22 protein-coding genes are annotated in these 23550 nt (G+C 67.7%); 8 read left to right on the plus strand and 14 right to left on the minus strand.

All coding sequences use genetic code 11. The annotated features are described in order from the left end of the window. Positions 1-35 precede the first annotated feature (35 nt). Positions 36-764, plus strand: a complete 729-nt coding sequence (locus tag CHRYSEO8AT_RS05620; protein WP_159847479.1) for a glycosyltransferase family 2 protein — start codon at positions 36-38, stop codon at positions 762-764. Between the two features lie 213 nt (positions 765-977). On the opposite strand, the gene groL is transcribed toward CHRYSEO8AT_RS05620, so the two are convergent. After that, positions 978-2624: a chaperonin GroEL gene (gene groL, locus CHRYSEO8AT_RS05625; protein WP_159847482.1), complete on the minus strand. Its 1647-nt coding sequence runs from the start codon at positions 2622-2624 to the stop codon at positions 978-980. 53 nt (positions 2625-2677) lie between these two features. Beyond that, positions 2678-2965, minus strand: coding sequence for a co-chaperone GroES (groES, locus tag CHRYSEO8AT_RS05630; RefSeq protein WP_008259448.1), 288 nt, complete (start codon positions 2963-2965; stop codon positions 2678-2680). 314 nt (positions 2966-3279) lie between these two features. On the opposite strand from groES, the gene CHRYSEO8AT_RS05635 reads away from it, so the two are divergent. Beyond that, on the plus strand, positions 3280-3708 hold the full coding sequence (locus CHRYSEO8AT_RS05635) for a hypothetical protein (protein ID WP_159847485.1): 429 nt from the start codon (positions 3280-3282) through the stop codon (positions 3706-3708). 58 nt (positions 3709-3766) lie between these two features. Here the strand turns inward: CHRYSEO8AT_RS05635 and pgi are convergent, their stop codons facing one another. After that, positions 3767-5374, minus strand: coding sequence for a glucose-6-phosphate isomerase (pgi, locus tag CHRYSEO8AT_RS05640; protein ID WP_159847488.1), 1608 nt, complete (start codon positions 5372-5374; stop codon positions 3767-3769). A gap of 109 nt (positions 5375-5483) precedes the next feature. Between pgi and CHRYSEO8AT_RS05645 the strand changes: the two genes are divergently transcribed. Further along, positions 5484-5960, plus strand: a complete 477-nt coding sequence (locus tag CHRYSEO8AT_RS05645) for a hypothetical protein (RefSeq protein WP_159847491.1) — start codon at positions 5484-5486, stop codon at positions 5958-5960. Positions 5961-5966: 6 nt separating this feature from the next. On the opposite strand, the gene recQ is transcribed toward CHRYSEO8AT_RS05645, so the two are convergent. Together recQ and CHRYSEO8AT_RS05655 are read right to left on the minus strand one after the other, a co-directional pair. Beyond that, the gene (gene recQ, locus CHRYSEO8AT_RS05650; protein WP_159847494.1) at positions 5967-7862 is read right to left on the minus strand and encodes a DNA helicase RecQ; all 1896 of its coding nucleotides are present in this window, start codon (positions 7860-7862) and stop codon (positions 5967-5969) included. An 84-nt stretch (positions 7863-7946) separates the two neighbouring features. Beyond that, entirely contained in the window at positions 7947-8924 is a 978-nt protein-coding gene (locus CHRYSEO8AT_RS05655; RefSeq protein WP_159847497.1) for a complex I NDUFA9 subunit family protein, read from the minus strand. On the opposite strand from CHRYSEO8AT_RS05655, the gene CHRYSEO8AT_RS05660 reads away from it, so the two are divergent. Then, complete coding sequence (locus CHRYSEO8AT_RS05660) at positions 8923-9471, plus strand: DUF488 family protein (RefSeq protein WP_370514226.1); 549 nt, start codon at positions 8923-8925, stop codon at positions 9469-9471. The two genes, CHRYSEO8AT_RS05655 and CHRYSEO8AT_RS05660, sit on opposite strands and share 2 nt — an antisense overlap. Positions 9472-9646: 175 nt before the next feature. On the opposite strand, the gene CHRYSEO8AT_RS05665 is transcribed toward CHRYSEO8AT_RS05660, so the two are convergent. Both CHRYSEO8AT_RS05665 and CHRYSEO8AT_RS05670 read right to left on the minus strand, forming a co-directional pair. Next, positions 9647-11599, minus strand: coding sequence for a M1 family metallopeptidase (locus CHRYSEO8AT_RS05665; RefSeq protein WP_159847500.1), 1953 nt, complete (start codon positions 11597-11599; stop codon positions 9647-9649). Positions 11600-11672: 73 nt separating this feature from the next. Further along, positions 11673-12923, minus strand: coding sequence for a multidrug effflux MFS transporter (locus CHRYSEO8AT_RS05670; protein WP_159847503.1), 1251 nt, complete (start codon positions 12921-12923; stop codon positions 11673-11675). A gap of 142 nt (positions 12924-13065) precedes the next feature. Between CHRYSEO8AT_RS05670 and CHRYSEO8AT_RS05675 the strand changes: the two genes are divergently transcribed. Further along, on the plus strand, positions 13066-14511 hold the full coding sequence (locus tag CHRYSEO8AT_RS05675) for an AMP nucleosidase (protein ID WP_159847506.1): 1446 nt from the start codon (positions 13066-13068) through the stop codon (positions 14509-14511). Between the two features lie 160 nt (positions 14512-14671). Here the strand turns inward: CHRYSEO8AT_RS05675 and CHRYSEO8AT_RS05680 are convergent, their stop codons facing one another. Both CHRYSEO8AT_RS05680 and CHRYSEO8AT_RS05685 read right to left on the minus strand, forming a co-directional pair. After that, positions 14672-15523, minus strand: a complete 852-nt coding sequence (locus CHRYSEO8AT_RS05680; protein ID WP_159847509.1) for a metallophosphoesterase — start codon at positions 15521-15523, stop codon at positions 14672-14674. Further along, a complete protein-coding gene (locus CHRYSEO8AT_RS05685) occupies positions 15523-16458 on the minus strand; it encodes a diacylglycerol kinase family protein (RefSeq protein ID WP_159847512.1) in 936 nt (311 codons plus the stop codon). The genes CHRYSEO8AT_RS05680 and CHRYSEO8AT_RS05685 overlap by 1 nt, the downstream gene beginning before the upstream one ends. Positions 16459-16591: 133 nt before the next feature. On the opposite strand from CHRYSEO8AT_RS05685, the gene CHRYSEO8AT_RS05690 reads away from it, so the two are divergent. From CHRYSEO8AT_RS05690 to CHRYSEO8AT_RS05700, 3 genes are all read left to right on the plus strand, one after another. Then, positions 16592-16942, plus strand: coding sequence for a glycine zipper domain-containing protein (locus tag CHRYSEO8AT_RS05690; protein WP_159847515.1), 351 nt, complete (start codon positions 16592-16594; stop codon positions 16940-16942). Positions 16943-17061: 119 nt separating this feature from the next. Beyond that, a complete protein-coding gene (locus tag CHRYSEO8AT_RS05695; RefSeq protein ID WP_159847518.1) occupies positions 17062-17502 on the plus strand; it encodes an OmpA family protein in 441 nt (146 codons plus the stop codon). Between the two features lie 92 nt (positions 17503-17594). After that, on the plus strand, positions 17595-19757 hold the full coding sequence (locus CHRYSEO8AT_RS05700) for a protein-disulfide reductase DsbD (protein WP_159847521.1): 2163 nt from the start codon (positions 17595-17597) through the stop codon (positions 19755-19757). A gap of 4 nt (positions 19758-19761) precedes the next feature. Here CHRYSEO8AT_RS05700 and CHRYSEO8AT_RS05705 read toward each other — a convergent pair whose 3' ends face one another. From CHRYSEO8AT_RS05705 to mutM, 5 genes are read right to left on the minus strand one after another with little or no spacing between them, the layout of a single operon-like run. After that, entirely contained in the window at positions 19762-20655 is an 894-nt protein-coding gene (locus CHRYSEO8AT_RS05705; RefSeq protein ID WP_236547438.1) for an alpha/beta fold hydrolase, read from the minus strand. A gap of 51 nt (positions 20656-20706) precedes the next feature. Further along, positions 20707-21495 (minus strand): enoyl-CoA hydratase-related protein, encoded by a 789-nt coding sequence (locus CHRYSEO8AT_RS05710; protein WP_159847527.1) that lies wholly within the window; start codon positions 21493-21495, stop codon positions 20707-20709. 25 nt (positions 21496-21520) lie between these two features. Continuing rightward, positions 21521-22003: a hypothetical protein gene (locus tag CHRYSEO8AT_RS05715; RefSeq protein ID WP_159847530.1), complete on the minus strand. Its 483-nt coding sequence runs from the start codon at positions 22001-22003 to the stop codon at positions 21521-21523. Positions 22004-22045: 42 nt separating this feature from the next. Then, complete coding sequence (locus tag CHRYSEO8AT_RS05720; protein ID WP_159847533.1) at positions 22046-22579, minus strand: DUF1697 domain-containing protein; 534 nt, start codon at positions 22577-22579, stop codon at positions 22046-22048. Positions 22580-22583: 4 nt separating this feature from the next. Next, complete coding sequence (mutM, locus tag CHRYSEO8AT_RS05725; RefSeq protein ID WP_159847536.1) at positions 22584-23447, minus strand: bifunctional DNA-formamidopyrimidine glycosylase/DNA-(apurinic or apyrimidinic site) lyase; 864 nt, start codon at positions 23445-23447, stop codon at positions 22584-22586. Positions 23448-23550 lie beyond the last annotated feature (103 nt).

Genomic DNA, 23550 nt, shown 5'->3' on the forward strand with positions numbered 1-23550 from the left:
TCCCCTAAGCCGTCGTTCTCGTCTATGGAGCGCCAATGACCGTCGAGACACCCGAGATTTCCGTCGTCGTTCCCGTCCATGACGAGGCGGGCGCCGCCGTGCCCCTGGCGCGCGAGATCGCCGCCGCCTTCGCCGGGCGCTCGTATGAGATGATCTTCGTCGACGACGCCTCGAAAGACGCCACCCTGGCCGAGCTGAAGGCCGCCATGGCCGAACTGCCGGCCCTGCGCGTCCTGGCCCACGGAACCAATGCGGGCCAGAGCCGCGCGGTCCGCACCGGCGTCCTCGCGGCCCGCGCGCCGGTCGTCGTGACGATGGATGGTGACGGCCAGAACCCGCCCGCCGACGCGCCACGCTTGGTCGACGCCTTGCTGGCCGCGCCCGCCGACGTCGGCCTAGTGGGCGGCCGTCGCGCCAAACGCCAGGACACCGAGGCCAAGCGCCAGGCCTCGATCTGGGCCAACCGCATCCGCCGCAAACTGCTGGGCGACGACGCCGACGACACCGGCTGCGGACTGAAAGCCTTCCGCCGCGACGTCTTCCTGCGCCTGCCCTACTTCGATCACATCCACCGCTACCTGCCGGCCCTGATGATCCGCGAGGGGTTCAGGAACCAGTACCTCGACGTGGACCACCGCCACCGCGAGGTCGGCCGCTCGAAATACACAAACTGGGGCCGACTGCGGGCGTCCTTCTCGGACCTGCTGGGCGTCATGTGGCTGAAGACCCGCTCGCGCCGGCCGGGCGCGATTTCGGAGTTCTGAAACACCGTCTCCTCCCCACATCGTGGGGAGGTGGCGCGACGCCTCTTGGCGTCCTGACGGAGGGGTTCTGCGACGCATCGCAGACGTCAGTGGGACTTCAAGAGCCCCTCCACCGCTACGCGGCCCCCTCCCCACTTCGCAGGGAGGAAACAGCAAAAAGGGCGGGGTCTCGCGACCCCGCCCTTCTGCATTTCAGCGTGGGAGGACTTGGACTTAGAAGTCCATGCCGCCCATGCCGCCCATTCCACCCATGTCAGGGGCGCCGCCGGAGCCGCCCTTCTTGGGGGCGTCGGCGACTGCGGCTTCCGTCGTGATCAGGATGCCGGCCACCGAAGCGGCGTCTTGCAGGGCCGTGCGAACGACCTTGGCCGGGTCGATGACGCCCATCTTGACCAGGTCGCCGTATTCTTCGGTCTGGGCGTTGAAGCCGAACGAGGCGTCTTCGTTTTCCAGAACCTTGCCGACCACGATCGAACCTTCGACGCCGGAGTTTTCGGCGATCTGACGGATCGGAGCCTGCAGGGCGCGACGGATGATCGCGATGCCGGCGTTCTGGTCGGCGTTGTCGCCCTTGACGTCAGCCAGGATCTTGGAGGCCTTCAGCAGGGCGATGCCGCCGCCGGGAACGATGCCTTCGTCAGCCGCGGCGCGCGTGGCGTTGAGGGCGTCGTCGACGCGATCCTTCTTTTCCTTCACTTCGACTTCGGTCGAGCCGCCGACGCGGAGAACCGCGACGCCGCCGGCCAGCTTGGCCAGACGTTCCTGCAGCTTTTCCTTGTCGTAGTCGGAGGTCGTGTCTTCAATCTGGCGCTTGATCTGGGCCACGCGGGCTTCGATCGCGTCCTTCTCGCCGACGCCTTCGACGATGGTGGTGTCGTCCTTGGTGATGGTGACCTTCTTGGCCTTGCCGAGCATGTCGATGGTGACGCTCTCAAGCTTGATGCCCAGGTCTTCCGAGATGACCTGGCCGCCCGTCAGGATGGCGAGGTCTTCCAGCATGGCCTTGCGGCGATCGCCGAAGCCCGGCGCCTTGACGGCGGCGACGCGCAGGCCGCCCCGCAGCTTGTTGACGACCAGGGTCGCCAGGGCTTCGCCTTCGATGTCCTCGGCGATGATCAGCAGCGGACGGCCCGACTGCACCACGGCTTCCAGGATCGGCAGCATGGCTTGCAGCGAGGTCAGCTTCTTCTCGAACAGCAGGATGAGCGGCTCTTCGAGTTGAACCTCCATCTTGTCGGCGTTGGTGATGAAGTAAGGGCTCAGGTAGCCGCGGTCGAACTGCATGCCTTCGACGACGTCGACGGTGGTGTCGGCGGTCTTGGCTTCCTCGACGGTGATGACGCCTTCGTTGCCGACCTTGGCCATGGCCTGGGCGATCAGCTCACCGATCTCGCTGTCGCCGTTGGCCGAGATGGTGCCGACCTGGGCGATTTCCGAGTTGTTCGAGACCGGCTTGGACTTGTCCTTGATCTCTTGCAGGACCAGCGTGACAGCCTTGTCGATGCCGCGCTTCAGATCCATCGGGTTCATGCCGGCGGCGACGGCCTTGAGGCCCTCTTGCACGATGGCCTGAGCCAGGACGGTCGCGGTGGTGGTGCCGTCACCCGCCTTGTCGTTCGTCTTCGAAGCGACTTCGCGGATCATCTGGGCGCCCATGTTCTCGAAGGCGTCTTCCAGCTCGATCTCTTTGGCGACCGACACGCCGTCCTTGGTCGAGCGCGGGGCGCCGAAGGACTTCTGGATCACGACGTTGCGGCCCTTGGGACCCAGGGTCACCTTGACGGCGTTGGCGAGCACGTTGACGCCGCGCAGCATCTTGTCGCGCGCGTCGGTGTTGAAGTGTACGATTTTAGCGGCCATGCGGGCAGCTCCTATCTATGGATTACGTTGAAGAAGGTCGTCGACGCGGGTGCTTACGAGAGCACGCCCAGAACGTCGGATTCCTTCATGATGATCAGGTCGTCGCCGTCGATCTTCACTTCCGTGCCCGACCACTTGCCGAACAGGATGCGGTCGCCGGCCTTCAGTTCCAGGGCGTTGACCTTGCCGGATTCGTCACGAACGCCGGGGCCGACGGAGACGACTTCGCCTTCCTGCGGCTTTTCCTTGGCGGTGTCGGGGATGATGATCCCACCCTTGGTCTTGGATTCTTCTTCAACGCGCTTGACCAGCACGCGGTCGCCGAGCGGACGGAACGCCATCGGACTTCTCCCTGTAAAACCCCCGGATCGGGGCGTTTTTGAAACGGTGTGCGGCATTCCCGCGATCGCCGTTTTGGCAGCCGACCGGCGAGAGTGCTAACGCGAGCGGGAGTTAGGCAGACGGCAGGCCATCGTCAAGCGGCGCCGCCCTTAATCGCCTGCGAAACTTCCGCGACAAGGCGACGCGAGCATGAACCGAAAATGAATGCCGACCTCTGGGGTCGTTCAAGCGCGGGCCGATAGAACCGTTTCAACGCTGGAGGCATTCCTCTCTCGGAACGCAGATCGAGCAACGAAACAAAAGGAGACGGAACATGTCCAAGCTGCTGAAGATCACCGCCGTCGTCGCCGCCCCGGTCATGGCCCTGAGCCTGATGGCCGCCCCGGCCTCGGCCCAGTCGCGTGATCGCGACGATACCGGCCGCAACGCCCTGATCGGCGCCGCTGTCGGCGGCCTGGCCGGCGCCATCTACGGCAACGGAGACGGTCGCTACATCGCAGGCGGCGCCCTAGGCGGCGCAGCCATCGGCGCGGTGGCCTCGTCTTCGAACCGCGGTTCGGGCTGCGAATATTATCGCGGCGGCCAGTGCTACCGCAACCAGGGCCACTGGGAACGCGACCACGGCATCAACAGCCGGGACTCGCGCTACGAGCAGCGCCGCGACTACCGTGATTATCGCCGCGAGCAACGCTATGATCGCCGCGACGATCGCCGCGATTACCGTCACGACCGCCGCTGGTAATCGCGCGACGATCTGAAAAGAACGAAGGGCTCGGCCGCAAGGCCGGGCCCTTTCTTCGTTAGCCCATCAGGCGCGTCATCAGCGCAGCCGTCGACGGATCGAGGTCTGCCGACGGCCCGCCGGCGTCCACGTCCTTCAGGATCGCCTTGGCCAGCACCTTGCCCAGTTCGACCCCCCATTGGTCGAAGCTGTTGATGTCCCAGATCACGCCCTCGACGAAGGTCTTGTGCTCGTAGAGGGCCAGCACGGCGCCCAGGGCCTGGGGCGTCAGGCGCTCCATGACGATGGCCGTCGAGGGGCGGTTGCCGGTGAAGGTGCGGTGGGGCGCCAGACGGGTCGCCTCTTCCTCCGACAGGCCCTGGGCCTGAGCTTCGGCCTTGGCCGCCTCGGTCGTCTTGCCCAGCATCAGGGCCTGACCTTGCGCCAGGGCATTCGACCACAGCGGCGATTCCGGCGCATCGTCATGCGTCTTGGCGACAATCACGAACTCGGCCGGCACCGTCTGCGGCCCCTGGTGGATCTGCTGAAAGAAGGCGTGCTGGCCGTTGGTGCCCGGTTCGCCGAACACGACGGGGCAGGTCTGGCGCGTCACCGGCGTGCCGTTGCGATGCACCCGCTTGCCGTTCGACTCCATCTCCAGCTGCTGCAGGAAGGACGGCAGGCGACGCAGCGCATGAGCATAGGGCGCCACCGTCCGCGCCGGTCGGTTCAGCCCGTCGACATTGAACACCTGGGCCAGGGCCAGCAGGATCGGCGCGTTCCGCTCCAGCGGAGCCGACACGAAATGGTCGTCCATGGCCGCGGCCCCGGCCAGCATCTGTTCGAACACGTCCCAGCCCAGGGCGATGCCGCACGACAGGCTGACGGCCGACCACAGCGAATACCGCCCGCCGACCCAGTCCCGGAACGCAAATGTCCGGCCGCAGCCGAACGCCCCAGCCTTTTCCGGGGCGGCGGTTACGCCGATGAAGTGTTTCGTCATCCCCTCGGCCGGCAGCGACGCCGCCAGCCAGGCCTTGGCCGCCTCGGCGTTGGCCAGGGTTTCCTGGGTGGTGAAGGTCTTGGACACCACCACGACCAGGGTCGTTTCGGGGTCCAGGCCCGTCAGGGCCTCGGCCATGTCGCGCGGATCGATATTGGCGACGAAGCGCAGGTCGATGGCCGGATCAAGCGGACGCAACGCATCCCAGACCACGCGCGGCCCCAGATCCGACCCGCCAATGCCGACATGGACGATGGCCTCGAACTTGCGCCCCGTCGCTCCGGCCTCGGCCCCCGACCGCACCGCGTCGGCATAGGCCTTCATGTCCGCCCGCACGGCGTCCACCTCGGCCGAGACCGGTTCGCCCAGGGCCTTGAAGTCGGCGCCGGGGGCGGCGCGCAGGGCGGGGTGCAGCACGGCTCGCCCCTCCGTCAGGTTGACGGCCTCGCCAGCGAACAGGGCCGCGCGACGACCCTCGACGTCGGACGCCCGCGCCAGGTCCAGACAGGCGTCGAACGCCGCGCGGGTCCAGCTCTGTTTCGACAGGTCCAGATAAAGTCCCGCCGCCTCGACCGACATCCGCGCCAGCCGGTCGGGATCGGCGGCGAACTGATCCACGATCCGGGTCTGGCCCGCCTCGGCGGCGGTGCGATCGAATGTCTTCCAGGCGTCGTCGCGGCTCATGGCGTCCTCGGTCGATGATGTGGGCGTTGGAGAGGGTAAACACTCGTTTACGGGTCGGGCGTATTTAGGTTCAACGTCCTAGCGGACGGTGAAACAGGAAGTCATCCCCATGTCTTGCGGCCTCGCGCTTTCGATCGCCCTGGCGATGTCCAATCCCGCCGTTGCGCTTGCGGCGGATCAGCCGGCGGCCGTGCCCGGCGCGCCGATCTCGGTGGCGGGCGAGCCCTTGTTCGCCGACATCATCTCGCGCTCGACCAGCCTGAAGGCCATGGTCGATGGCTGGGCGACCGCCAAGGCCGCCGACGACGCCGCCTTCTTCACCAGCCAGGCCTTCGCCGGCTTCAAGGCCCAGACCGAGCAGCTGGCCGCTTTGGACATGCAGGGCCACCTGATCCTGAAGGAACGCGGCACCGACGGCGATTTGAAATGCATCCTGCGCGGCATTTCCGAGGACATGCCCAAGAAGGTGCAGGCCGTTCAGGCCGCCGCCAATCCGGCCGAACGCGCCACAGCCCTGTCGGAACTGTCCTATCTGCTGAACGACAATGTCGAAGTCATCACCGCCCCGCCCAAGCCGGCGGTCTGACCCGATCTAGAGGGCGTTCAGCGTCTCCAGAACACCCTTGCCGTAGCGATCCAGCTTGGACTGGCCGACGCCTGAAATCGCCCCCAAACTGTTAAGATCGCCCGGCTCCGCCTGGGCGATTTCCAGCAGGGTCTTGTCCTGGAAAATGACATAGGGCGGGACATGCTGTTCGGAGGCGCGGTCGCGGCGCCAGGCGCGCAGGGCCTCGAACCGGGCGCGGACATCGGCGTCCATCGTCTCCAGCGCCGCGTTGCGGCCCTCGCCGGTGCGGTCGCGACGATTGCGTGGATTGCCCGAGCGCGTGCCTGCGTCGAAGCCTGCGGGCACGCGGCGAACCTCGATCTTGCGTTCGGCCTTGTAGACGGCGCGCACCGCCTCGCCATCGCCCAGACCGACCAAAGGTTTGCCGTCGTTGGCGTCTTCGACCAGCAGGCCTTCGAACAGCAGGTGATCGACGATATCGCGCCAGCCGTTGGGCGATATGTCGGCGCCGATGCCCCAGGTGGACAGCTGCTGCTCCCACGGCTGGACCGCCTTGGTGCGGCCGGTCAGGTGATCGACGATCCGGCCGCGCCCAAACCGGCCGCCCAATCGCTGCACCGTCGCCAGCGCCTTTTGCGCCGGGACGGTGGCGTCATAAAGCTGGGGCGGGTCGCCGCAGATGTCGCAGACGCCGCACGGCGCCGCGTCGGTCTCGCCGAAATAGCGGCGCACGGCCTGGGCGCGGCAGACGGCGCCGTCCAGCATGGCGAACAGCTGTCGGGTCTTGCGCACCTGGACCTGTTTGACCTCTTCGGCCATCGGTCGGCTGTCGAGGCGACGCAGGGACCAGGCGATGTCGGACGGGCCATACAGGGTGATGCCCTCGGCCGGTTCGCCGTCGCGCCCGCCCCGGCCGATCTCCTGCCAATAGGCCTCCAGCGAACCGGGCGGATCAGCGTGGATGACGAAGCGCACGTCAGCCTTGTCCACCCCCATGCCGAAGGCGATGGTGGCGACCATGACGGCGCCCTCCTGGGCCAGGAACCGCTCCAGCCGGCGGTCCCGCTCCCTGGTGTCCATGCCGGCGTGATAGGCGATGGCGTTGGTCCCGGCGTCGCGCAGCGCCTGGGCCACGCGGTCGCAGCCGTCGCGGCTGCCGCAATAGACCACGCCCGACTTGCCCAGCCGCTCGCGCACCAGTTCGATGACGCGGGCGTCTGTCTTGGCGCGCGAGGCGCTTTCCTTGCGCTCGGCCGACAGTTGCAGGTTCGGACGCGCGAAACTGTCGACGAAGACCTTGGCCTCTTCCAGCCGCAGCGAGCGCAGGATGTCGTCGCGCGTGCGGGCGTCGGCGGTGGCGGTCACGGCTATGCGCGGCACATGGGGGAACCGCTCTGCCAGCAGACCCAGGTTGCGATAGTCGGGACGGAAGTCGTGACCCCATTGCGAGACGCAGTGAGCTTCATCGATGGCGATCAGGCTCAGCGGCAGTTCGGCCAGACGATCCATCATGGCCCCGGCCGCCAGGCCTTCGGGCGAGACATACAGCAGGTCCAGATCGCCGGATCGGGCCGCCGCCCAGATGGCCGAACGCTCGTCCAGCGACACCCCGGAATCGAGACGTGCGGCGGCGACCCCCTGCTGTTTCAGGGCTTCGACCTGGTCGGTCATCAGGGCGATCAGGGGTGAGACCACCAAGCCCAGGCCAGGGCGCAGGATGGCGGGGATCTGATAGCAGACGCTCTTGCCGCCGCCGGTCGGCAGGACGGCCAGCACATCGCCGCCGGACAGGATCTGCTCGACCACCTGGCCCTGCATCCCCCGGAAATCGGCATGTCCCCAGACGCGCGACAGCAGGGCCCGCGCGTCGTTCAGGTCAGGCGTATCGGTCCGGGAGAACTGGGGCTGCGTGGCCGGCATCCTTAAGCTGTGCACTCTTTGTTCCCATATGCGAAGCGCCGCCGGCCGCGAAAGCGACCGGCGGCGGCATCAGATGGGGATGGTTCAGTGGGCGGGGGCTTCGGCGAACTGGCCGCCGACGCGGTAGCGCCACAGATAGGAGGGGGCGATGGCCGCCATGCCGGCCGGATGGTCGATGCCCAGGGCGCTCAGGCCCAGGGCGTCGGACGCGACGACATTGTCCTTCTCCAGCATCAGCACCTGATCGCGCGTCAGCGGCGGTGTGACGCCGACGAACCGGCTCAGTTGCAGCAGCGACCCCAGGGGTTTGGCGACGGCGAAGGGCACGGGGACCAGCATCCGGTCGCGACCGGTCTCGCGGCGCACCAGCTCCAGCACTTCGCGGAAGGTGTAGAGGCTCGGCCCGCCCAGTTCAAAGGTGCGGCCCGCCGCATCGACGCGGGTCACGCCGCGCGCGATGGCCTCGGCGACATCGCCGACATAGACCGGTTGGAACCTGGTGTCGCCGCCGCCGATCAGCGGCAGGAACGGCGACAGCGTCGCCATGGCGGCGAAGCGGTTCAGGAAGCCATCGCCGGCGCCGAACACCAGCGACGGCCGCAGGATCACCGCGTCGGGATAGACGGCGCGCACCGCCTCTTCGGCCTTGGCCTTGGAGCGCCCGTAGGCCGAGGCGCTGGCGGCATCCGCGCCGATGGCCGAGATCTGGACCAGACGCTGGACGCCCGCCGTCCTGGCGGCTTCGGCGATGGTCTTGGCCGCCTCGGTATGGACGGCGTCGAAGCCGCGCTTGCCGCCTGCGTCGTGCAGGACGCCGACCAGATTGACTACGGCGTCGGCGCCGCGCACGGCGGCGGCCACGTCCTCGGCGCTGGTGATGTCGCACCGCATGAACTGGATCTGACCGGGATCGCCCAGCGGCTGGATCTCGATGGCCAGGACCGGATTGCGCACGGCCACGCGAATGCGCCAGCCGCGACGCGCCAGCGCGCGCACCGCCTGCGACCCGATAAAGCCCGATCCTCCGAAGAGAGTCACGACGCCGGGGGCGAGGTCAGCCATGGGGAAAGCTCCAGTCGAAATCCGTGTCGGCGGGATAGACGATAGGGCGCCGCACCGCAACGCGGGCGTTCACGGTGACGCTGGCGATACGCCCGTCGCCGCCCATCTGATGCGGATGAAGCTTTTCACCATTGGTTATGAAGGCGCGACCCAGGCGGAGGTGATCGCGCGGTTGAAATCCGCCGGGGTCGAAACCCTGATCGATGTCCGCGCCGTCGCCGCCTCGCGCCGCGCCGGTTTTTCCAAGACGATCCTGGGCGAAAGCCTGAAGGCCGAGGGGATCGACTATGTCCATCTGCGCGGTCTCGGCACGCCCAAGGCCGGACGCGATGCGGCGCGCAAGGGCCATGTCGGCGAGATGCGCGCCATCTTCGCCGATCATCTGGCCGAACCGCAGGCGCAGGTCGAATACGAGCGGCTGAAAGCGCTCGCGGGCGAGAAGCGCGTCGCCCTGCTGTGCTTCGAAGCCGACCACGCCGGTTGCCACCGCGCCGTCCTGGCCGAACGGCTGGCGGACGAAGACGGCGCCACGGTGGTCAATCTCTAGGATTAGAACCGGGCGGCCCCTAGCCGTCTCCTCCCCATGAAATGGGGAGGTGGCGCGGCGCGCCTTCGCGCCGTGACGGAGGGGCTCTTACGCATCACCGGCGCCTGTCGGACTTCAAGAGCCCCTCCACCGCTTCGCAGTCCCCCTCCCCGTAAGGGAGAGGAGAAGATCTCACTTACTGCCGTCCCACCAGCTGATCGACCGAGCCGCTTGTCACGGGGTGATACAGCGGCCGGGCCTCCGCGTAGATGCGGCGGGCGATGGTGCGGCCCCAGTCGCCCTCGTTCCACAGGGTCTGGAACAGGGGCATGACGAATTTGCGCCGGCCCTGGCTGGTCAGGAACTTGTCGGCCGTGGCGATGGCGGGCTGATAGCGGTGCGCCAACGCGATCTGCAGCCAGCCGAAGGTCAGTTCGGCATTGCCCTCGTTCGCCAGGTTCAGGGTGCGCTCCAGATCGGCCAGCTGCGCATTGGTCAGCCAGTCGGCGTTGGCGCGCAGGCCCTCGGGACGCCAGCCCAGGAAGCGCTGGCGCTGCTGGGTGTTCCAGTCCGCCCAGGGAATGGCCGAGGCCGGTCCCTTGTCCTTGAAGAAGGCGACGGCGGCGGCGTCGACGGGCGTGAAGGCGTCCGACACCGGCGCGACCGCGTTCGACGGCAGGCCGGGCTGATAGACCCAGGCCTCCAGTTGCAGTTCGGATTCCAGACGGGGGTCGCCCTTCACCAGATTGGCGCGGATGTCGTCCAGGAACATGGCCGTGGTCATCGGGCGATAGGCGTTGCGGTCGAAATAGCCGCGCAGCCAGGCGTCGAACTTGTCGCGCCCGACGACCCGTTCGATGGTGCGCAGGAAGGCCGAGCCCTTGTCATAGGCGATGGTGTTCATGCCATCGTCGGGATCGCGACCCAGCAGGTTCAGATGCAGGCGGGTGTCGTCGGCCGGCAGGGATTTCAGCTCGTCCTGCAACCCGTCCCAGCTGAGCACCTGTTCCTGAACCGCGCGGTCATAGCCGTAGATCGACTCCATGATCCGGTTCTCGAAATAGGTGGTGAAACCCTCGTTCAGCCAGAAGTCGTTCCAGGTGGCGTTGGTCACCAGATTGCCCGACCAGCTGTGCGCCAGCTCGTGCGCGACCAGCGACACCAGCGAGCGGTCGCCAGCGATGATGGTCGGGGTGGCGAAGGTCAGCTTGGGGTTCTCCATCCCGCCGAACGGGAAGGAAGGAGGCAGGACCAGCAGGTCGTAGCGGCCCCAGCGATACGGGCCGTACAGCTTCTCGGCCGCCGTCACCATCTGGGCGGTCGGCTCCAGCTCCCACTGGGCGGCGCGCAGGCGGCTGGGCTCGGTCCAGACCCCGGTGCGACCGTCGAACGGCGCAAAGGCGATGTCGCCCACGCCGATGGCGATCAGATAGGGCGGGATCGGATTGTTCATCCGGAAGCGCCAGGTCTTCATGCCGTTGGCGGCCGCCTCGCCGTTGGGCGTCAGGTGGTCGGCGCTCATGACCACGGTCAGGTCGGCGGGCGCGGTAATGCGGGCCGAATAGGTCTGGCGGATGCCGGGGCTGTCCTGGGTCGGAACCCAGGTGCGGGTCAGGATCGCCTGGCCCTGGCTGAACAGATAGGGCTTTTCGCCGCCCGCCGTCTGGGTCGGGCTGAGCCATTGCAGGGCCGCCGCATCGGGTCGCGTCGAATAGGTGACGACGATCTTGCGCCGTTCGTTGGCGGCGAAGGCCGGGAAATAGACGGTCAGGGGCTGGCCCTTGATGGCGTCGTTCGGCCCCGTGACGTAGCGCAGGGCGCGGCCTTCGGCGTCGCGCACGTCCTGGATGTCCAGGTTCTTGATGTCCAGGATCACCTCGTTGGCGCCCTGTGCGGCTAGGATGTCCAGGGTCGCCGTGCCCGACAGGGTCTTGGCCTCGAAGTTCGCGGTCAGGTCCAACGCCACGTCGACGACGCGGGCGATCTCGGGCCGGGCGTAGGTGTGGCTGTCGACCGCGTCGGGACCGGGCGCCGGCGCAATGGCGGGCGGGGTCATGGCGCTGCCCCCGGTCGTGGTGGAGCAGGCGCTCACCCCCAGGGCGGCGACGAGGGCGAGGGCGGAGACGAGACCGAGCGCTTTGCGCTTCATCGAGGTTTTCCTGGGCTGACCGTAACGATTGGCCGGAGAACGCGCGGAAACGCCGAAAAGATCAAGTCTCGGTCTAAGTGCTCACGACGGGAGGCAGGTGATGGGCACGGAACAACCGGCCGCGCTCGGCAAACAGCACCCAGCCCAGGGCGATCAAACCAAAGACGGTGAAGCCCACCGACATCGGGATGGTCGTCCCGTTGAACTGCTGGCCCACCGCAAAGCCCAGCAGCGAACCGACGATGGTGGAGATGAAGCCCTGGATCGAGGCGGCGGTGCCGGCGATCTTGCCCATTGTCTCCATGGCCATGGCCCCGAAGTTTCCGGCGATCAGGCCGAAGCAGAACATGGTCAGGGTCTGCAGCACCGCAAAGGTCCAGATCGATTCATGGCCGCTGATCGCCACGGCGGCGTGGACGGCCGAAATGGCGGTGAAGCCGATCAGGGCCGTGTGCGAGATCTTGCGCGACCCCAGTTTCACCACCAGCCGGGCGTTGACGATCGAGGCCACGGCGATGCCGCCCGCGATCAGGGCGAAGACGGCCGGGAAGGCCGCCTCGGCATGAAACACGTCGGCGAAGATCTGCTGCGACGAGTTGATGAAGCCGAACAAGGCGCCGGTGATGGCCGTCATGGCCAGCATGTAGCCGACGGCGGTGCGGTCGGTCAGGGCAGTCTTGTAGGCCGCAGCCAGGCGTTTGGCCTGGATCGGCAGACGATCCTCGGGCTTCAGGGTTTCGGGCAAACGCAACGACGCCCAGACGATCAGGCCCACGCCGATCAGGCCCAGCCCCGCGAAGATCCAGCGCCACGGACCGACCAGCATGATCATCTGACCGATGGACGGCGCCAGGATCGGCACGCCCAGGAAGACCAGGAAGCTGAAGGACATGACCCGCGCCATGGTGCGGCCCTCGTAGCGGTCACGCACGATGGAGACGGCCAGCACGCGGGTGCAGGCGCTGCCCAGACCCTGACCGATACGCGCCAGGATCAGCATGTCGAAGGTCGGCGCCAGGGTCGCCAAGAGGCTGAACACCACATAGACGCCCACGCCGAACAGCAGGACGGGCTTCCTCCCAAACCGGTCCGCCAGCGGGCCGTAGAACAGCTGGGCGCCGCCGAACCCGAGCAGATAGGAGGTCACCACCCATTGCCGGTCATTGTCGGTCGCCACGTTCAGGTCCGCGCCGATGTGCGGCAGGGCCGGCAACATCGAATCGATCGCCAGAGCGTTCAGCGCCATCATCAAGGCGATGAGACAGACGAACTCGACGAAGCCGAGCTCCTTCTTGGCGGGCGCTGACGCGAGGGAAGAAGACATTCGGGCCAGATGCGCCGTCGCGCCCCGATCCGCAACCGCAGCCCCGTCACAAATTGCTGCAATGCAGCGAAGTCGGGGCAGCGAAATCAAGCTTGAGCGTCAGGCGCCTCGCCATTGCCGCGAAGCTCGGCTAGAGGAAGTCATGACAGAACAGATGACAGCACAGGCGGCGCTGGACCGCCTCGAAACCCTCTACACCCAATCCGTGACCAACCTGCGCGACGCCGTGCGGGATTTCGTCAATACCGGCGAGCGGCCCGATCCGCTGAAACGCGCCGATGGGGTGTTCGCCTATCCCGAACTTCGCATCCGCTGGGACGGGGATCGCCCCCAGGACCTGGAGCCGCGCGCCTATGCCCGGCTGTCGAAACAGGGCAGCTACGCCACCACCATCACGCGGCCGGACCTGTTCCGCCCCTATCTGACCGAACAGCTGGGCCTGCTGGAACAGGAATACGCCGCGACCTTCGAGGTCGGACTGTCGCGCCAGGAAATCCCCTTCCCCTATGTGACGGACGGGCTGGAGGTCGCGCTGGACCGGTCGATGACGGCCGCCCTGGCGCGCTGGTTCCCGACCACGGACCTGGCCCATATCGGCGACGAGATCGCCGATGGTTTATTTGAGATGGGCGGCGACTTCCCCCTGTCGCACTTCGACGGCCTGCGGACCGACTTCTCGCTGGCGCGGCTAAAACACTACACCGGCACGCCGGTGGACGACGTTCAGTCCTACGTCCTGTTCACCAACTACAATCGCTATGTCGATGAGTTCGTGCGCTGGGCCATCGAACAGCTTCAGACGCCGGGTTCGCCGTATCAGACCCTGTCCTGCGCCGGCGGCGTCGTCATCACGCGCGACACCCCCAACCCCGAGGCGGCGATCAGCGACACGGCCTGGAAGAAACACCAGATGCCGGCCTATCACCTGACCGCGCCTGGCCATAAGGGCGTGACCCTGGTCAACATCGGCGTCGGCCCGTCCAACGCCAAGACCATCACGGATCACCTGGCCGTCACCCGGCCCCACGTCTGGCTGATGATCGGTCACTGCGGCGGCCTGCGCGCCAGCCAGACCATCGGCGACTATGTGCTGGCCCACGCCTATCTGCGCGACGATCACGTGCTGGACGCGGTCCTGCCGCCGGACATCCCCATCCCGTCGATCGCCGAGGTCCAGCGCGCCCTGTACGACGCGACCAAGTCGGTCAGCGGCATGCCAGGCGACGAGGTCAAGCTGCGCCTGCGCACCGGCACCGTGGTCACCACCGACGACCGGAACTGGGAGCTGCGCTATTCCAAGTCGGCCCTGCGCTTCAACCAGAGCCGCGCCGTCGCCATCGACATGGAAAGCGCCACGATCGCCGCACAAGGGTATCGCTTCCGCGTGCCCTACGGGACGTTGCTGTGCGTGTCGGACAAGCCGTTGCACGGCGAGATCAAGCTTCCGGGTCAGGCCAACCGCTTCTACGAAGGCTCGATCTCCGAACACCTGCAGATCGGCATCCAGGCGGTCGACCTGATGCGCAGCGAAGGGCCGAAACTGCATTCGCGCAAGCTTCGCGCCTTCGACGAGCCGCCGTTCCGGTGATCACGATGTCTCCTCCCCGCTTTGCGGGGAGGGGGACCGCGCGAAGCGTGGTGGAGGGGCTCTTTGAAGTCCCACAGGCGCTGGTGATGCGGTGAGAACCCCTCCGTCACGGCGCGAAGAGCGCCGCGCCACCTCCCCATGAAATGGGGAGGAGACAGGTTCAGACCGCCGCCTTCTCCAATGCGCCCGGCTCGACAGGGCTGGGCGCGGTGGCGGCCTTGCGGGTGTCCTGACGACGGGGCAGTCGCCAGATTTGGTGCGATCGGTAGCTGACGCCGTCCCAGGCCAGGGCCGTGACCGTTATGGTCTTGGCGTCCCAGTCGATCTGGTTGAAGCCTGGCGGCGCACCCCGCTCACGGTGAGACAGCGTCCCGCACCCGACGGCATAGGAGCAGCGATCCGCCAGCGGGATCGGCATGGCGAAGGGCACATGGACATGGCCCGTCATGATCAGATCGACGCCGGCCTCGGCGAAGATCAGGGCCGCCTCGTCGCCGCGCTTGACGTCGCCAGTCATCGGCGTGCCGACCATTTCGATCAGCGGATGGTGGCAGGCCAGGATTCTGAGCGTGCCGATGGGGGCCTGGCGCAGGGCCTCGGCCGCGCGCCGCGTCTGATCCAGGTCGATGACGCCCTTGGACCAGTTGGGCCGCGCCTGCCAGCCGCGCGCGGTGACCACGCCGCGCACCATGACGTCCTTGCCCAGGAACTGACCGTCGTGGGCGGGAAAGCCCGTCGCCGTCTCGAACGCGCGCCACGGATGAAGCACCCGCGCGACGGCATCCCAATAGGGCACGTCGTGATTGCCGACGATGACGAAGCGTGGCTCGGGCATGGCACGCATCCATTCGCCGGCGGCCGTGAACTCGTCCGGGAACCCCTTTTGCGTGATGTCGCCGGTTATCAGGACCAGGTCGTTGGGCGTGGCGTGGGCGTAGTCCAGAGCGGCGGCGCAGGCGTGCTTGTGCTCACAACCAAAATGGACGTCGGAAAACTGGAGAATACGCCCCATTAGATGCTGTCCTCGGCCGACGGCGGCCGGGGCGCCAGGGCCTTGAAGGCCTTGGGCACGAAGCGGATCACGGCCTCGGGCTTGAGCAACAGCGGCTCGCCGTCGATCACGGCCGGAATCTTGGAGCGGGCGCGCACCTCGATCAGCTTGGCCGGACGGGTCGAGACGGCGGGGTCTTGGCGCCAGTCGCTGAACAGGGCGGTGGCGGCCAGGCGGAAGGCCTGGGTCGTGTCGCTGGGGTCCATGGCGGCCGCCTCCAGTCCGATGGGATCTTCCATCGCCTTGGAGATCATCGGGCTGATCAGCACAAGCGCCTCGGTGCGACGTTTCTCGCCGCCGTCCAGCGTGAACCGCAGGCGGCCGGAGAAGGCGCGCTTCAAAGCGCGGCGTCCGTATTGCCACGCCAGCTTGATCTTGCCGGTCCGCATGGCCTCGCGCGCCGGCGCCCACAGGGCAGGCGAACCCAGGATGGCCGCGCAGTAGAAATATTCGCCTTGGACCTCGCCGCCAGAGACGGCCTGAGGCTCACCCTCCTCTAGCGCGCGCTTCAGAGCCAGCTTCCAGTCGGCTGTGCCGTACAGCGCCTTGGGCAGCATGTTCATCGTCCCGCCCGGCAGGGGCGCGATCATCGGACCGTCCGGCTGGGCCTTGGACGCCACCGAGCGCGCCGTGCCGTCTCCGGCCAGGACGAAGATGACGTCGGGTTCCGCCGCGAAGGCGTCGGCGATGATCTGATCGAAGTTGCCGCCCTCGAACGTCATGACCTCGGCCTTCAGATCATAACCGGCCAGGATCGCCTCGGCCTCGTCTGCGGCGCGCGGCCCCACGCTGCCGGACAGCGGGTTGACCAGCATCACGACATGCTTCAGCGCCGCATGAGGCGTCAGCGTGGGCCCTGCATCGGCTTCGGGCGGTGAGATCGTGGTGTCTGTCATGGCGGCCGAACGTCCCGCAGCCGCCGCCGTTCCGCGCAAGCGTGACCATATTTGTCGCGTCGATGCGGAACCCAAGCTGGACCGATACGTTTGCGGACCTAGGGGCAGACACCCAGGGACAAAGGATTTCACCATGAACAAGGCGATTATCGCGATTGCCGGCGCCGGCCTTCTGGCTTCGGCCTGCGCCAGCGACCCGTACAGCAGCAACACCGGCCCGAACCAGACCGTTCGCCAAGGCGCCATCGGCGCAGGCCTCGGCGCTGTCGCCGGCGCCATCATCGGCAACAACGTCGGCGGCGGCAACGCAGCCACCGGCGCCCTGATCGGCGGCGCCCTGGGCGGCGCCGCAGGCGCGATCCGCGGTTCGAACCAGGACCGCAACAACCAGCAGCGTTATCGCGACAGCCAAGGTCGCTACTACTACTGCTACGACAACCGCCAGGACGAGTGCTACTGGGACAACGGTCAGCGCCGTTATTGATCGCTAAGAACTTGCCGGTCGCGCAACTCAGCGACCGGCGCTAGGTTGAAGGGGCGGCTTGTCGAAGGACAGGCCGCCTCTTTTGCGTAATGGGCCGGCCAAGCCGGAGGAGGGCTGTGATGAAGCGATCGACTGGGCTGGCGATGCTGGCGATGGGACTGCTGGCGGCATGCGCGCCGACGCCGAAGCGGACGGCGCTGGTGGTTGGGGAATCGCCCTGCGTCTCAGGCCGGTTCGACGTCTATTTCGTGGAGAACCAGGCCAAGCTGACCGACGCGGCCACGCTGCTGCTGCGGACCGCCGCCGAGAAGGCCAAGGAATGCCGCGTGAACCACGTGCGGGTGCTGGGCCTGGCGGATGCGACCGGCACGGTGGAGGCCAATCTGAGCCTGTCGCAACGGCGCGCCCTCGCGGTCGCCGAAGCCCTGACCCAGGCCGGCATGCCAGCGCCGGCCTTTGAAGTGAACGCCGCCGGCGATGCGGGCGCCGTCAACGCCTCGGGCGCGGACGAACTGCTGCGCCGCCGAGCGGAAGTGTTCATCGAGACCTCGCCGCGCTGATCTGCGACGGCTGATCTGTGGCAAAGGGGGCGATGGCGCGGGGGCGACCGAGGGACTAGGTTGCGGCCGCCTCCAACGTCGGAAATCGCCCTTTGCGTCCCCTTGCCTTCCTCGCCGGTCTGTTGCTGTGCCTGCTGTCGCTCTCGACGGTTCAGGCCCAGCCGGTCCAGAGCCAGCCTTCCGGCCTCGTCGCCTTCGGCCCGCAAAGGACCGAGCGGATCGAGGCCGAACTGGTCCCGATGTCGCAATGGGTCGCGCCCGGTTCGACCACCGTGGTGGCCGTACGTCAGAAGATCGCGCCGGGCTGGCATACCTATTGGCGCAATCCAGGCGACAGCGGCGGGGCGACCAGCCTGGTCTGGACCCTGCCCGAGGGTGTGACGGCCGATCCGATCCTGTGGCCCCTGCCCAGCCGCCAACGGCTGATGAGCCTGATGAACTACGGCTATTCGGGCGAGGTTCTGCTGCCCGTGCCGATCCATGTGCCGGCCTCGGCGCGGCCGGGCGAAGTGCTGACCCTGACGACGGACGTGCTGTTCCTGGTGTGCAGCGACCAGATGTGCGTGCCCGAGCCGCTGACCCTGTCGCTGGCCCTGCCGGTGCGCGAGAGCGCCGCTCCACTTGCCAAGCCCTGGGGGGCCGAGATCGAGCGGATGGTCGAGACCGCGCCGCGCCCGGCAGGCATTGAGGCGCGCGTCACCGCCCAGGCCGGCAAGCTGGTTTTGACCGCGACGGGCGGCCCGCTGTCAGGCGCCGACATCGGCCAGGTCTATTTCTATCCGTTCGACGGCGGACGGGTAGACCACGCAGCGGTCCAGCCGGGAAGCCGGGGACCGCACGGCGTGAGCGTGACGTTGACGCCCGGCCGTGAGGCGGCGTCTTCGCCCCTGAGCGGCGTCCTGGCGACCGACAAGGGCGCGTGGGAGATCACGGCCCAACCCGGTGCGCCGCTGGCCGGCGCGCAGGGGCAGGGTGTGCTGGCGCCGCTGGACGATGCGACATCGGCGCCGGCCAGGACCGGCGTTCTGGTCTTTCTCCAAGCCCTGGGACTGGCGCTGCTGGGCGGGCTGGTGCTGAACCTGATGCCCTGCGTCTTCCCCGTCCTGGCGATGAAGGCGGCATCGCTGTCGGCGGCGGCGCACGATCCGGCGCGGGCGCGGCGTGATGGGGTGGCCTTCACCGCCGGGGTGCTGGTCAGCTTCTTGGTGCTGGCGGGGGCGCTGCTGGCGCTGAGGGCGGCGGGTCAGGCCATCGGCTGGGGGTTCCAGCTTCAGTCGCCAGGCGTGGTCGCGGCCCTGGCTCTGGTCATGCTGCTGGTCGGGCTGAACCTGTCGGGCGTCTTCCATGTCGGCGCAGGGATGCAGAACGCCGGGTCGGGGCCTCTGTCCCGCCTGCCCGGCGCGGCGGGCGCCTTCTTCACCGGCGTGCTGGCCGTGGTGGTCGCGGCGCCCTGCACCGCGCCCTTCATGGCGGCGGCCCTGGGCGCGGCGTTGGTCCTGCCTTGGCCGATGGCCCTGGCGGTGTTTCTGATGCTGGGGCTGGGCCTGGCCCTGCCCTATCTGGCGATCAGCCTATCGCCGGGCTTGCTGGTGCGCTTGCCGCGACCGGGCGTGTGGATGGAGCGCCTCAAGGGGCTGCTGGCCTTTCCCATGTATGGGGCGGCGCTGTGGCTGCTGTGGGTGTTCACGCGGCAGGGCGGCGTGGATGCGCTGGGTCTGCTGCTGACGGCGGCGCTGCTGCTGGCCTTCGCCGCCTGGCTGTGGGGGCTGGCCCAGGCCGCCCGCCAGAGGGAAGAGCGGCCCGTACTGGCCACGATCTGCGCAACCGTCGCCAGCGTCATGGCCATCGGATTGGCGGGCGTTGCGGCCGGCGCCACGCGGGATGCCGACGCCGCGCCCCGGGGCGAGAGCGGCCCTCTCGCCGCCCGGCCCTGGTCGGCCGCGGCGGTAAGCGAGGCGACGGCGGCGGGCCGGCCCGTGCTGGTCAATCTGACCGCCGATTGGTGCGTGACCTGCAAGATCAACGAGCGCGCGGCTCTGTCTTCGCCCCGCGTCGCCAAGGCGATGACGCAGGCGAACGCCGCCTATCTGGTCGGCGACTGGACCCGTCGCGACGACTCCATCACGCGCGAACTTCAGGCCCACGGCCGTTCGGGCGTGCCGCTGTATCTGTTGTATCGCCCCGGTCAGGCCGAGCCGGAGATCCTGCCGCAACTGCTGACCGAGGGCGTCGTGATCGACGCGCTGACGGACTGAAGGATCAGCTCAGGAACCGCTGAACCGCCGCCAGGAACCGCTGTGGCTGTTCGATCATCACCTGGTGCTGGGCGCCTTCGATCCGCTCGAACCGCGCGGTGCGCGGCAGGCCCTCGAAGCCGTAACGATAGAGGCCTTCCAGCCGATTGCGGGGGGCCTCGGTATCGCGGGTCCAGCCATAAACCACCGTCACCGGGGCGGTGATCTGGGACAGGCGCGGGCGCAGGTCCACCGTCAGGGCTTCATACAGGCCCTGGGCCAGGACGCGCCGGTCGCCGCCCTGAAGGCCCAGCCCCTGGAACACCATGTCGCCGGCCAGACCCATGTCCACGCCAAAGGCCGCGACCTGGGACTTCAGCGCTTGGTCGCCGAACAGCAGCAGGGCCTGATAGCCCAGCCGCGCCAGGGGCTCGACCTGGGCCGAGGTTGCGCGGGCATCCACCAGCGACGGGAAGAAGGGCGAGGAATCGACCACCATCACCCGCCCGATACGGTCGCCCATGTCGGCGGCGACGCGCAGGGCGATCTGACCGCCCAGCGAATGGCCGATCACGGCGGGACGGTCGATACGCTGCTCACGGATATAGCGTTCGATCTCGCTGGCCGCCGGTCCGGCCAGGCCGCCGCTGACATTGCCGCCGATGTCCGTCTCGCCAAAGCCGCGCACCGTGACCAGATGCACCCGGTAGCGGTCGTCCAGCCGATCCGCCGTCGAACGCCATGCCGCGCCAGTCGAACCCAGACCCGGAATGAATATGATGTCCGGCCCCGTCCCGCGCGTCTCGACGATGATCCGGCTGGAGCTGAACGCGGCTGGCTGAACGGGAGCCTGAGCCTGAACGGCGGCGGGGACGAGAACGAACAGGGTCGCCATAAGCGAAACGAAGAGACGGATCATCATTCGCCCCTAACGCCCGATCACGGCGATCGGTTGACGGCGCGTTGCGGCTTATCGCCCCTTGAAGTCGGGTTTGCGCTTTTCGACGAAGGCGGACATGCCCTCCTTCTGGTCCTCGAAGGCGAACAGGGAGTGGAACAGGCGGCGCTCGAACTGGACGCCTTGCGTCAGGGTCGTCTCAAGGGCGGCATTGACCATCTCCTTGTTGGCCATGACCGCCAGCGGGCTTTGCGAGGCGATCCTGGCGGCGATCTTGCGCGTCTCGTCCATCAGGGTGTCGTGGGGGAAGACGCGCGAGGCGAGACCGGCGCGCTCCGCCTCGGTCGCGTCCATCATGCGGGCGGTCAGGACCATGTCCATGGCCTTGGACTTGCCCACCAGACGAGTCAGGCGCTGCGAGCCGCCGATGCCGGGGGCGACGCCGAGGTTGATCTCGGGCTGACCGAACTTCGCCTTCTCGCTGGCGACGATGAAGTCGCAAAGCATGGCCAGTTCGCAGCCGCCGCCCAGGGCGAAGCCGTTGACGGCCGCGATGATCGGCTTCCTGAACCGGGTGATGCGGTCGTGGCCGAGGGCGAAATAGTTGCCCGTGTACATCTGGGCATAGGTCTGATCCGCCATCTCCTTGATGTCAGCGCCGGCGGCGAAGGCCTTTTCGCCCGAGCCGGTCAGGATCAGGCAGCGGACACTGTCGTCATATTCGACGGCGTCCAGGAAGTCGGCGAGGTCCTTGAACAGGGCGGAGTTCAGGGCGTTCAGCGCCTCGGGCCGGTTCAGGGTCACCACCGCATAGCCGTCGGCGTGGCGTTCGATCAGCAGGTTGGAATAGGTGTCGGCCATGGTCGGTCTCCTCTTTCGGCCCGGTCTAACGTCTGGCGCGCAGCAGGGCGAGCGTCATGGCGAAACGGATCAGCTCCGACACCACCACGCAGCCCATCAGGCCGTTGGCGATCAGCACCAGCAGATTGGCCGGCGTCGTCGCCGCCAGCAGCCGCGCCGTAGCGGATTGACCGATCCAGCCGATGATGAACAGGACGGCGGCGACCACCGTGACCATACCGATCAGCGCCATCAGCGAGACGTGGCTGGCCTGCAGCGACGCCTTGCGCTCTGCCGCGCCGTCACGTGTGTCGGCATGCGGCAGTAGCCGGGCGATCAGGGTCAGCGCCCCCTCGGCGATCCCGATCAACAGCAGACCGAACAGGAACAGCCCGCCCATCTCGCCAGCGAAACCGGTCGTCTTCAGGTCGCCGACCCAAACGCGTTCGAGTAACTGCCAGACATAGAGCCCCCAGACGCCCAGCGTCGTGACGATGGCGATCCACAGATGTTGCTGGCGTAGGGTCATTAGACGATCTGGCACGAAATCGGCGTCGAGATGAAGGCGTCTCTACAGCCCGACCATGGCGGCCAACTTCTGCACCGTGTTCCAGTTGCGGCCGGTGCCGACGCCGATCAGGCGCGGCTGGGCCTTTTCCGCCACCTTTGACCGACCCAGACCGTCGGGATGCCAGAAGAACAGGTCGCCGCCGACCGGTTCGACCCGTTCGTCGCCGGCCGCGAAGCCGCGCAACGCCTCGACCGCGCCGTCCTTGATCCCCGCCTTCATCACCATGACCAGCAGTTTGGAGCCGTCGAGACCGGCCTCGTTCACGAACGGATTGGCGGCCATCAGCGCGGCCCACTGACCGGGCGTGCGCACGATCACGTCGATGGGGCGGCCAAAGTGGGCGACGATCCCCTGCTCCAGCCGCGCCTCGACATCGGCCGGATCGGCGTCGCTCTCGACCACCAGATTGCCGCTGGCCAGCAGGGTGCGGGGGTCGCCGAAACCGGCCTCGACGGCGATGGCCTTCAGCTCGGCCATGGGAACCTTGACCCCGCCCACATTGACGCCGCGCAACAGGCAGATGCGGTCGCTCATGGCCTTACGCCTTCTGGCAGGAGGGGCAGTAGAAGGTGGAGCGGCCGCCCTGGACGATGCGGGCGACCACGCCGGTGCATTTCTCGCCTCTGCACGGCTCGCCCTCGCGGCCATAGACGTCGAACCGGTGCTGGAAATAGCCCTGACCGCCTTCGGCGTTGGCGAAGTCGCGCAGCGTCGAGCCGCCCGCCGCGATGGCGTCGTTCAGGACGTTGCGGACCTCGGTCGCCAGTCGCTCCAGCCGGGCCTTGGACACCGATCCGGCCGCGACCAGGGGCGAGATGCGGGCGCGGTAAAGCGCCTCGCACACATAGATATTGCCCAGGCCGGACACGATCCGCTGATCCAGCAGACTGACCTTGATGTTCTGTTTCTTGCCGGAGAAGGCCTCGACCAGATGCGCGCCGGAGAAGCCGTTGCCCAGGGGTTCTGGGCCCAGGCCGGCGAACCACGGATGGGTCTCGACCTGGTCGGTGGGGATCAGGCCCATGAAGCCGAACCGGCGGGCGTCGGCGTAGCCGATGCGGGTTGCGGAGCCGTCGCGGACGGCGCAGCCGCTGAAATGTTCGTGCTTGCCCGCGATGGGCGCCGCCTCCTCGAACTCGCCCAGCAGCGTTCCGTCCAGGGTGAAGCGGCCGGTCATGCCCAGATGGGTGATCCAGGTCTCGCCGGTCGACAGCGGCATCAGCAGATATTTGGCCCGCCGGTCGATCCGCTGGACCGTCGCCCCCTCCAGCCGTTCGACGAACCGCTCGGGGAAGGGAAAACGCAGGTCGGGCCGGTTGATCCTGATCCGCGACAGCCGCGCACCCTCCAGCACCGGCGTCAGGCCGCGTCGGACGGTTTCGACCTCGGGAAGTTCAGGCATCAGGCGTCGTAGCCCGCCCGCGTGCGCCCGCCAAGCTAGGTCGCGCATCATGGGGTCGTCGCAGGATCGACATCGCGGCGACACGCCTTGAGGGCATGGAGGG

Origin of the sequence: Brevundimonas sp. G8, assembly GCF_902506205.1 — a bacterium.
GTDB lineage: Bacteria > Pseudomonadota > Alphaproteobacteria > Caulobacterales > Caulobacteraceae > Brevundimonas.

What these genes read in the sequence shown, in the direction of transcription:
- CHRYSEO8AT_RS05620 (WP_159847479.1), top strand. Translation starts at nt 36, where the DNA reads ATGACCGTCGAGACACCCGAGATTTCCGTCGTCGTTCCCGTCCATGAC.
- groL (WP_159847482.1), bottom strand. Translation starts at nt 2,624, where the DNA reads ATGGCCGCTAAAATCGTACACTTCAACACCGACGCGCGCGACAAGATG.
- groES (WP_008259448.1), bottom strand. Translation starts at nt 2,965, where the DNA reads ATGGCGTTCCGTCCGCTCGGCGACCGCGTGCTGGTCAAGCGCGTTGAA.
- CHRYSEO8AT_RS05635 (WP_159847485.1), top strand. Translation starts at nt 3,280, where the DNA reads ATGTCCAAGCTGCTGAAGATCACCGCCGTCGTCGCCGCCCCGGTCATG.
- pgi (WP_159847488.1), bottom strand. Translation starts at nt 5,374, where the DNA reads ATGAGCCGCGACGACGCCTGGAAGACATTCGATCGCACCGCCGCCGAG.
- CHRYSEO8AT_RS05645 (WP_159847491.1), top strand. Translation starts at nt 5,484, where the DNA reads ATGTCTTGCGGCCTCGCGCTTTCGATCGCCCTGGCGATGTCCAATCCC.
- recQ (WP_159847494.1), bottom strand. Translation starts at nt 7,862, where the DNA reads ATGCCGGCCACGCAGCCCCAGTTCTCCCGGACCGATACGCCTGACCTG.
- CHRYSEO8AT_RS05660 (WP_370514226.1), top strand. Translation starts at nt 8,923, where the DNA reads ATGGGGAAAGCTCCAGTCGAAATCCGTGTCGGCGGGATAGACGATAGG.
- CHRYSEO8AT_RS05655 (WP_159847497.1), bottom strand. Translation starts at nt 8,924, where the DNA reads ATGGCTGACCTCGCCCCCGGCGTCGTGACTCTCTTCGGAGGATCGGGC.
- CHRYSEO8AT_RS05665 (WP_159847500.1), bottom strand. Translation starts at nt 11,599, where the DNA reads ATGAAGCGCAAAGCGCTCGGTCTCGTCTCCGCCCTCGCCCTCGTCGCC.
- CHRYSEO8AT_RS05670 (WP_159847503.1), bottom strand. Translation starts at nt 12,923, where the DNA reads ATGTCTTCTTCCCTCGCGTCAGCGCCCGCCAAGAAGGAGCTCGGCTTC.
- CHRYSEO8AT_RS05675 (WP_159847506.1), top strand. Translation starts at nt 13,066, where the DNA reads ATGACAGAACAGATGACAGCACAGGCGGCGCTGGACCGCCTCGAAACC.
- CHRYSEO8AT_RS05680 (WP_159847509.1), bottom strand. Translation starts at nt 15,523, where the DNA reads ATGGGGCGTATTCTCCAGTTTTCCGACGTCCATTTTGGTTGTGAGCAC.
- CHRYSEO8AT_RS05685 (WP_159847512.1), bottom strand. Translation starts at nt 16,458, where the DNA reads ATGACAGACACCACGATCTCACCGCCCGAAGCCGATGCAGGGCCCACG.
- CHRYSEO8AT_RS05690 (WP_159847515.1), top strand. Translation starts at nt 16,592, where the DNA reads ATGAACAAGGCGATTATCGCGATTGCCGGCGCCGGCCTTCTGGCTTCG.
- CHRYSEO8AT_RS05695 (WP_159847518.1), top strand. Translation starts at nt 17,062, where the DNA reads ATGAAGCGATCGACTGGGCTGGCGATGCTGGCGATGGGACTGCTGGCG.
- CHRYSEO8AT_RS05705 (WP_236547438.1), bottom strand. Translation starts at nt 20,655, where the DNA reads ATGATCCGTCTCTTCGTTTCGCTTATGGCGACCCTGTTCGTTCTCGTC.
- CHRYSEO8AT_RS05710 (WP_159847527.1), bottom strand. Translation starts at nt 21,495, where the DNA reads ATGGCCGACACCTATTCCAACCTGCTGATCGAACGCCACGCCGACGGC.
- CHRYSEO8AT_RS05715 (WP_159847530.1), bottom strand. Translation starts at nt 22,003, where the DNA reads ATGACCCTACGCCAGCAACATCTGTGGATCGCCATCGTCACGACGCTG.
- CHRYSEO8AT_RS05720 (WP_159847533.1), bottom strand. Translation starts at nt 22,579, where the DNA reads ATGAGCGACCGCATCTGCCTGTTGCGCGGCGTCAATGTGGGCGGGGTC.
- mutM (WP_159847536.1), bottom strand. Translation starts at nt 23,447, where the DNA reads ATGCCTGAACTTCCCGAGGTCGAAACCGTCCGACGCGGCCTGACGCCG.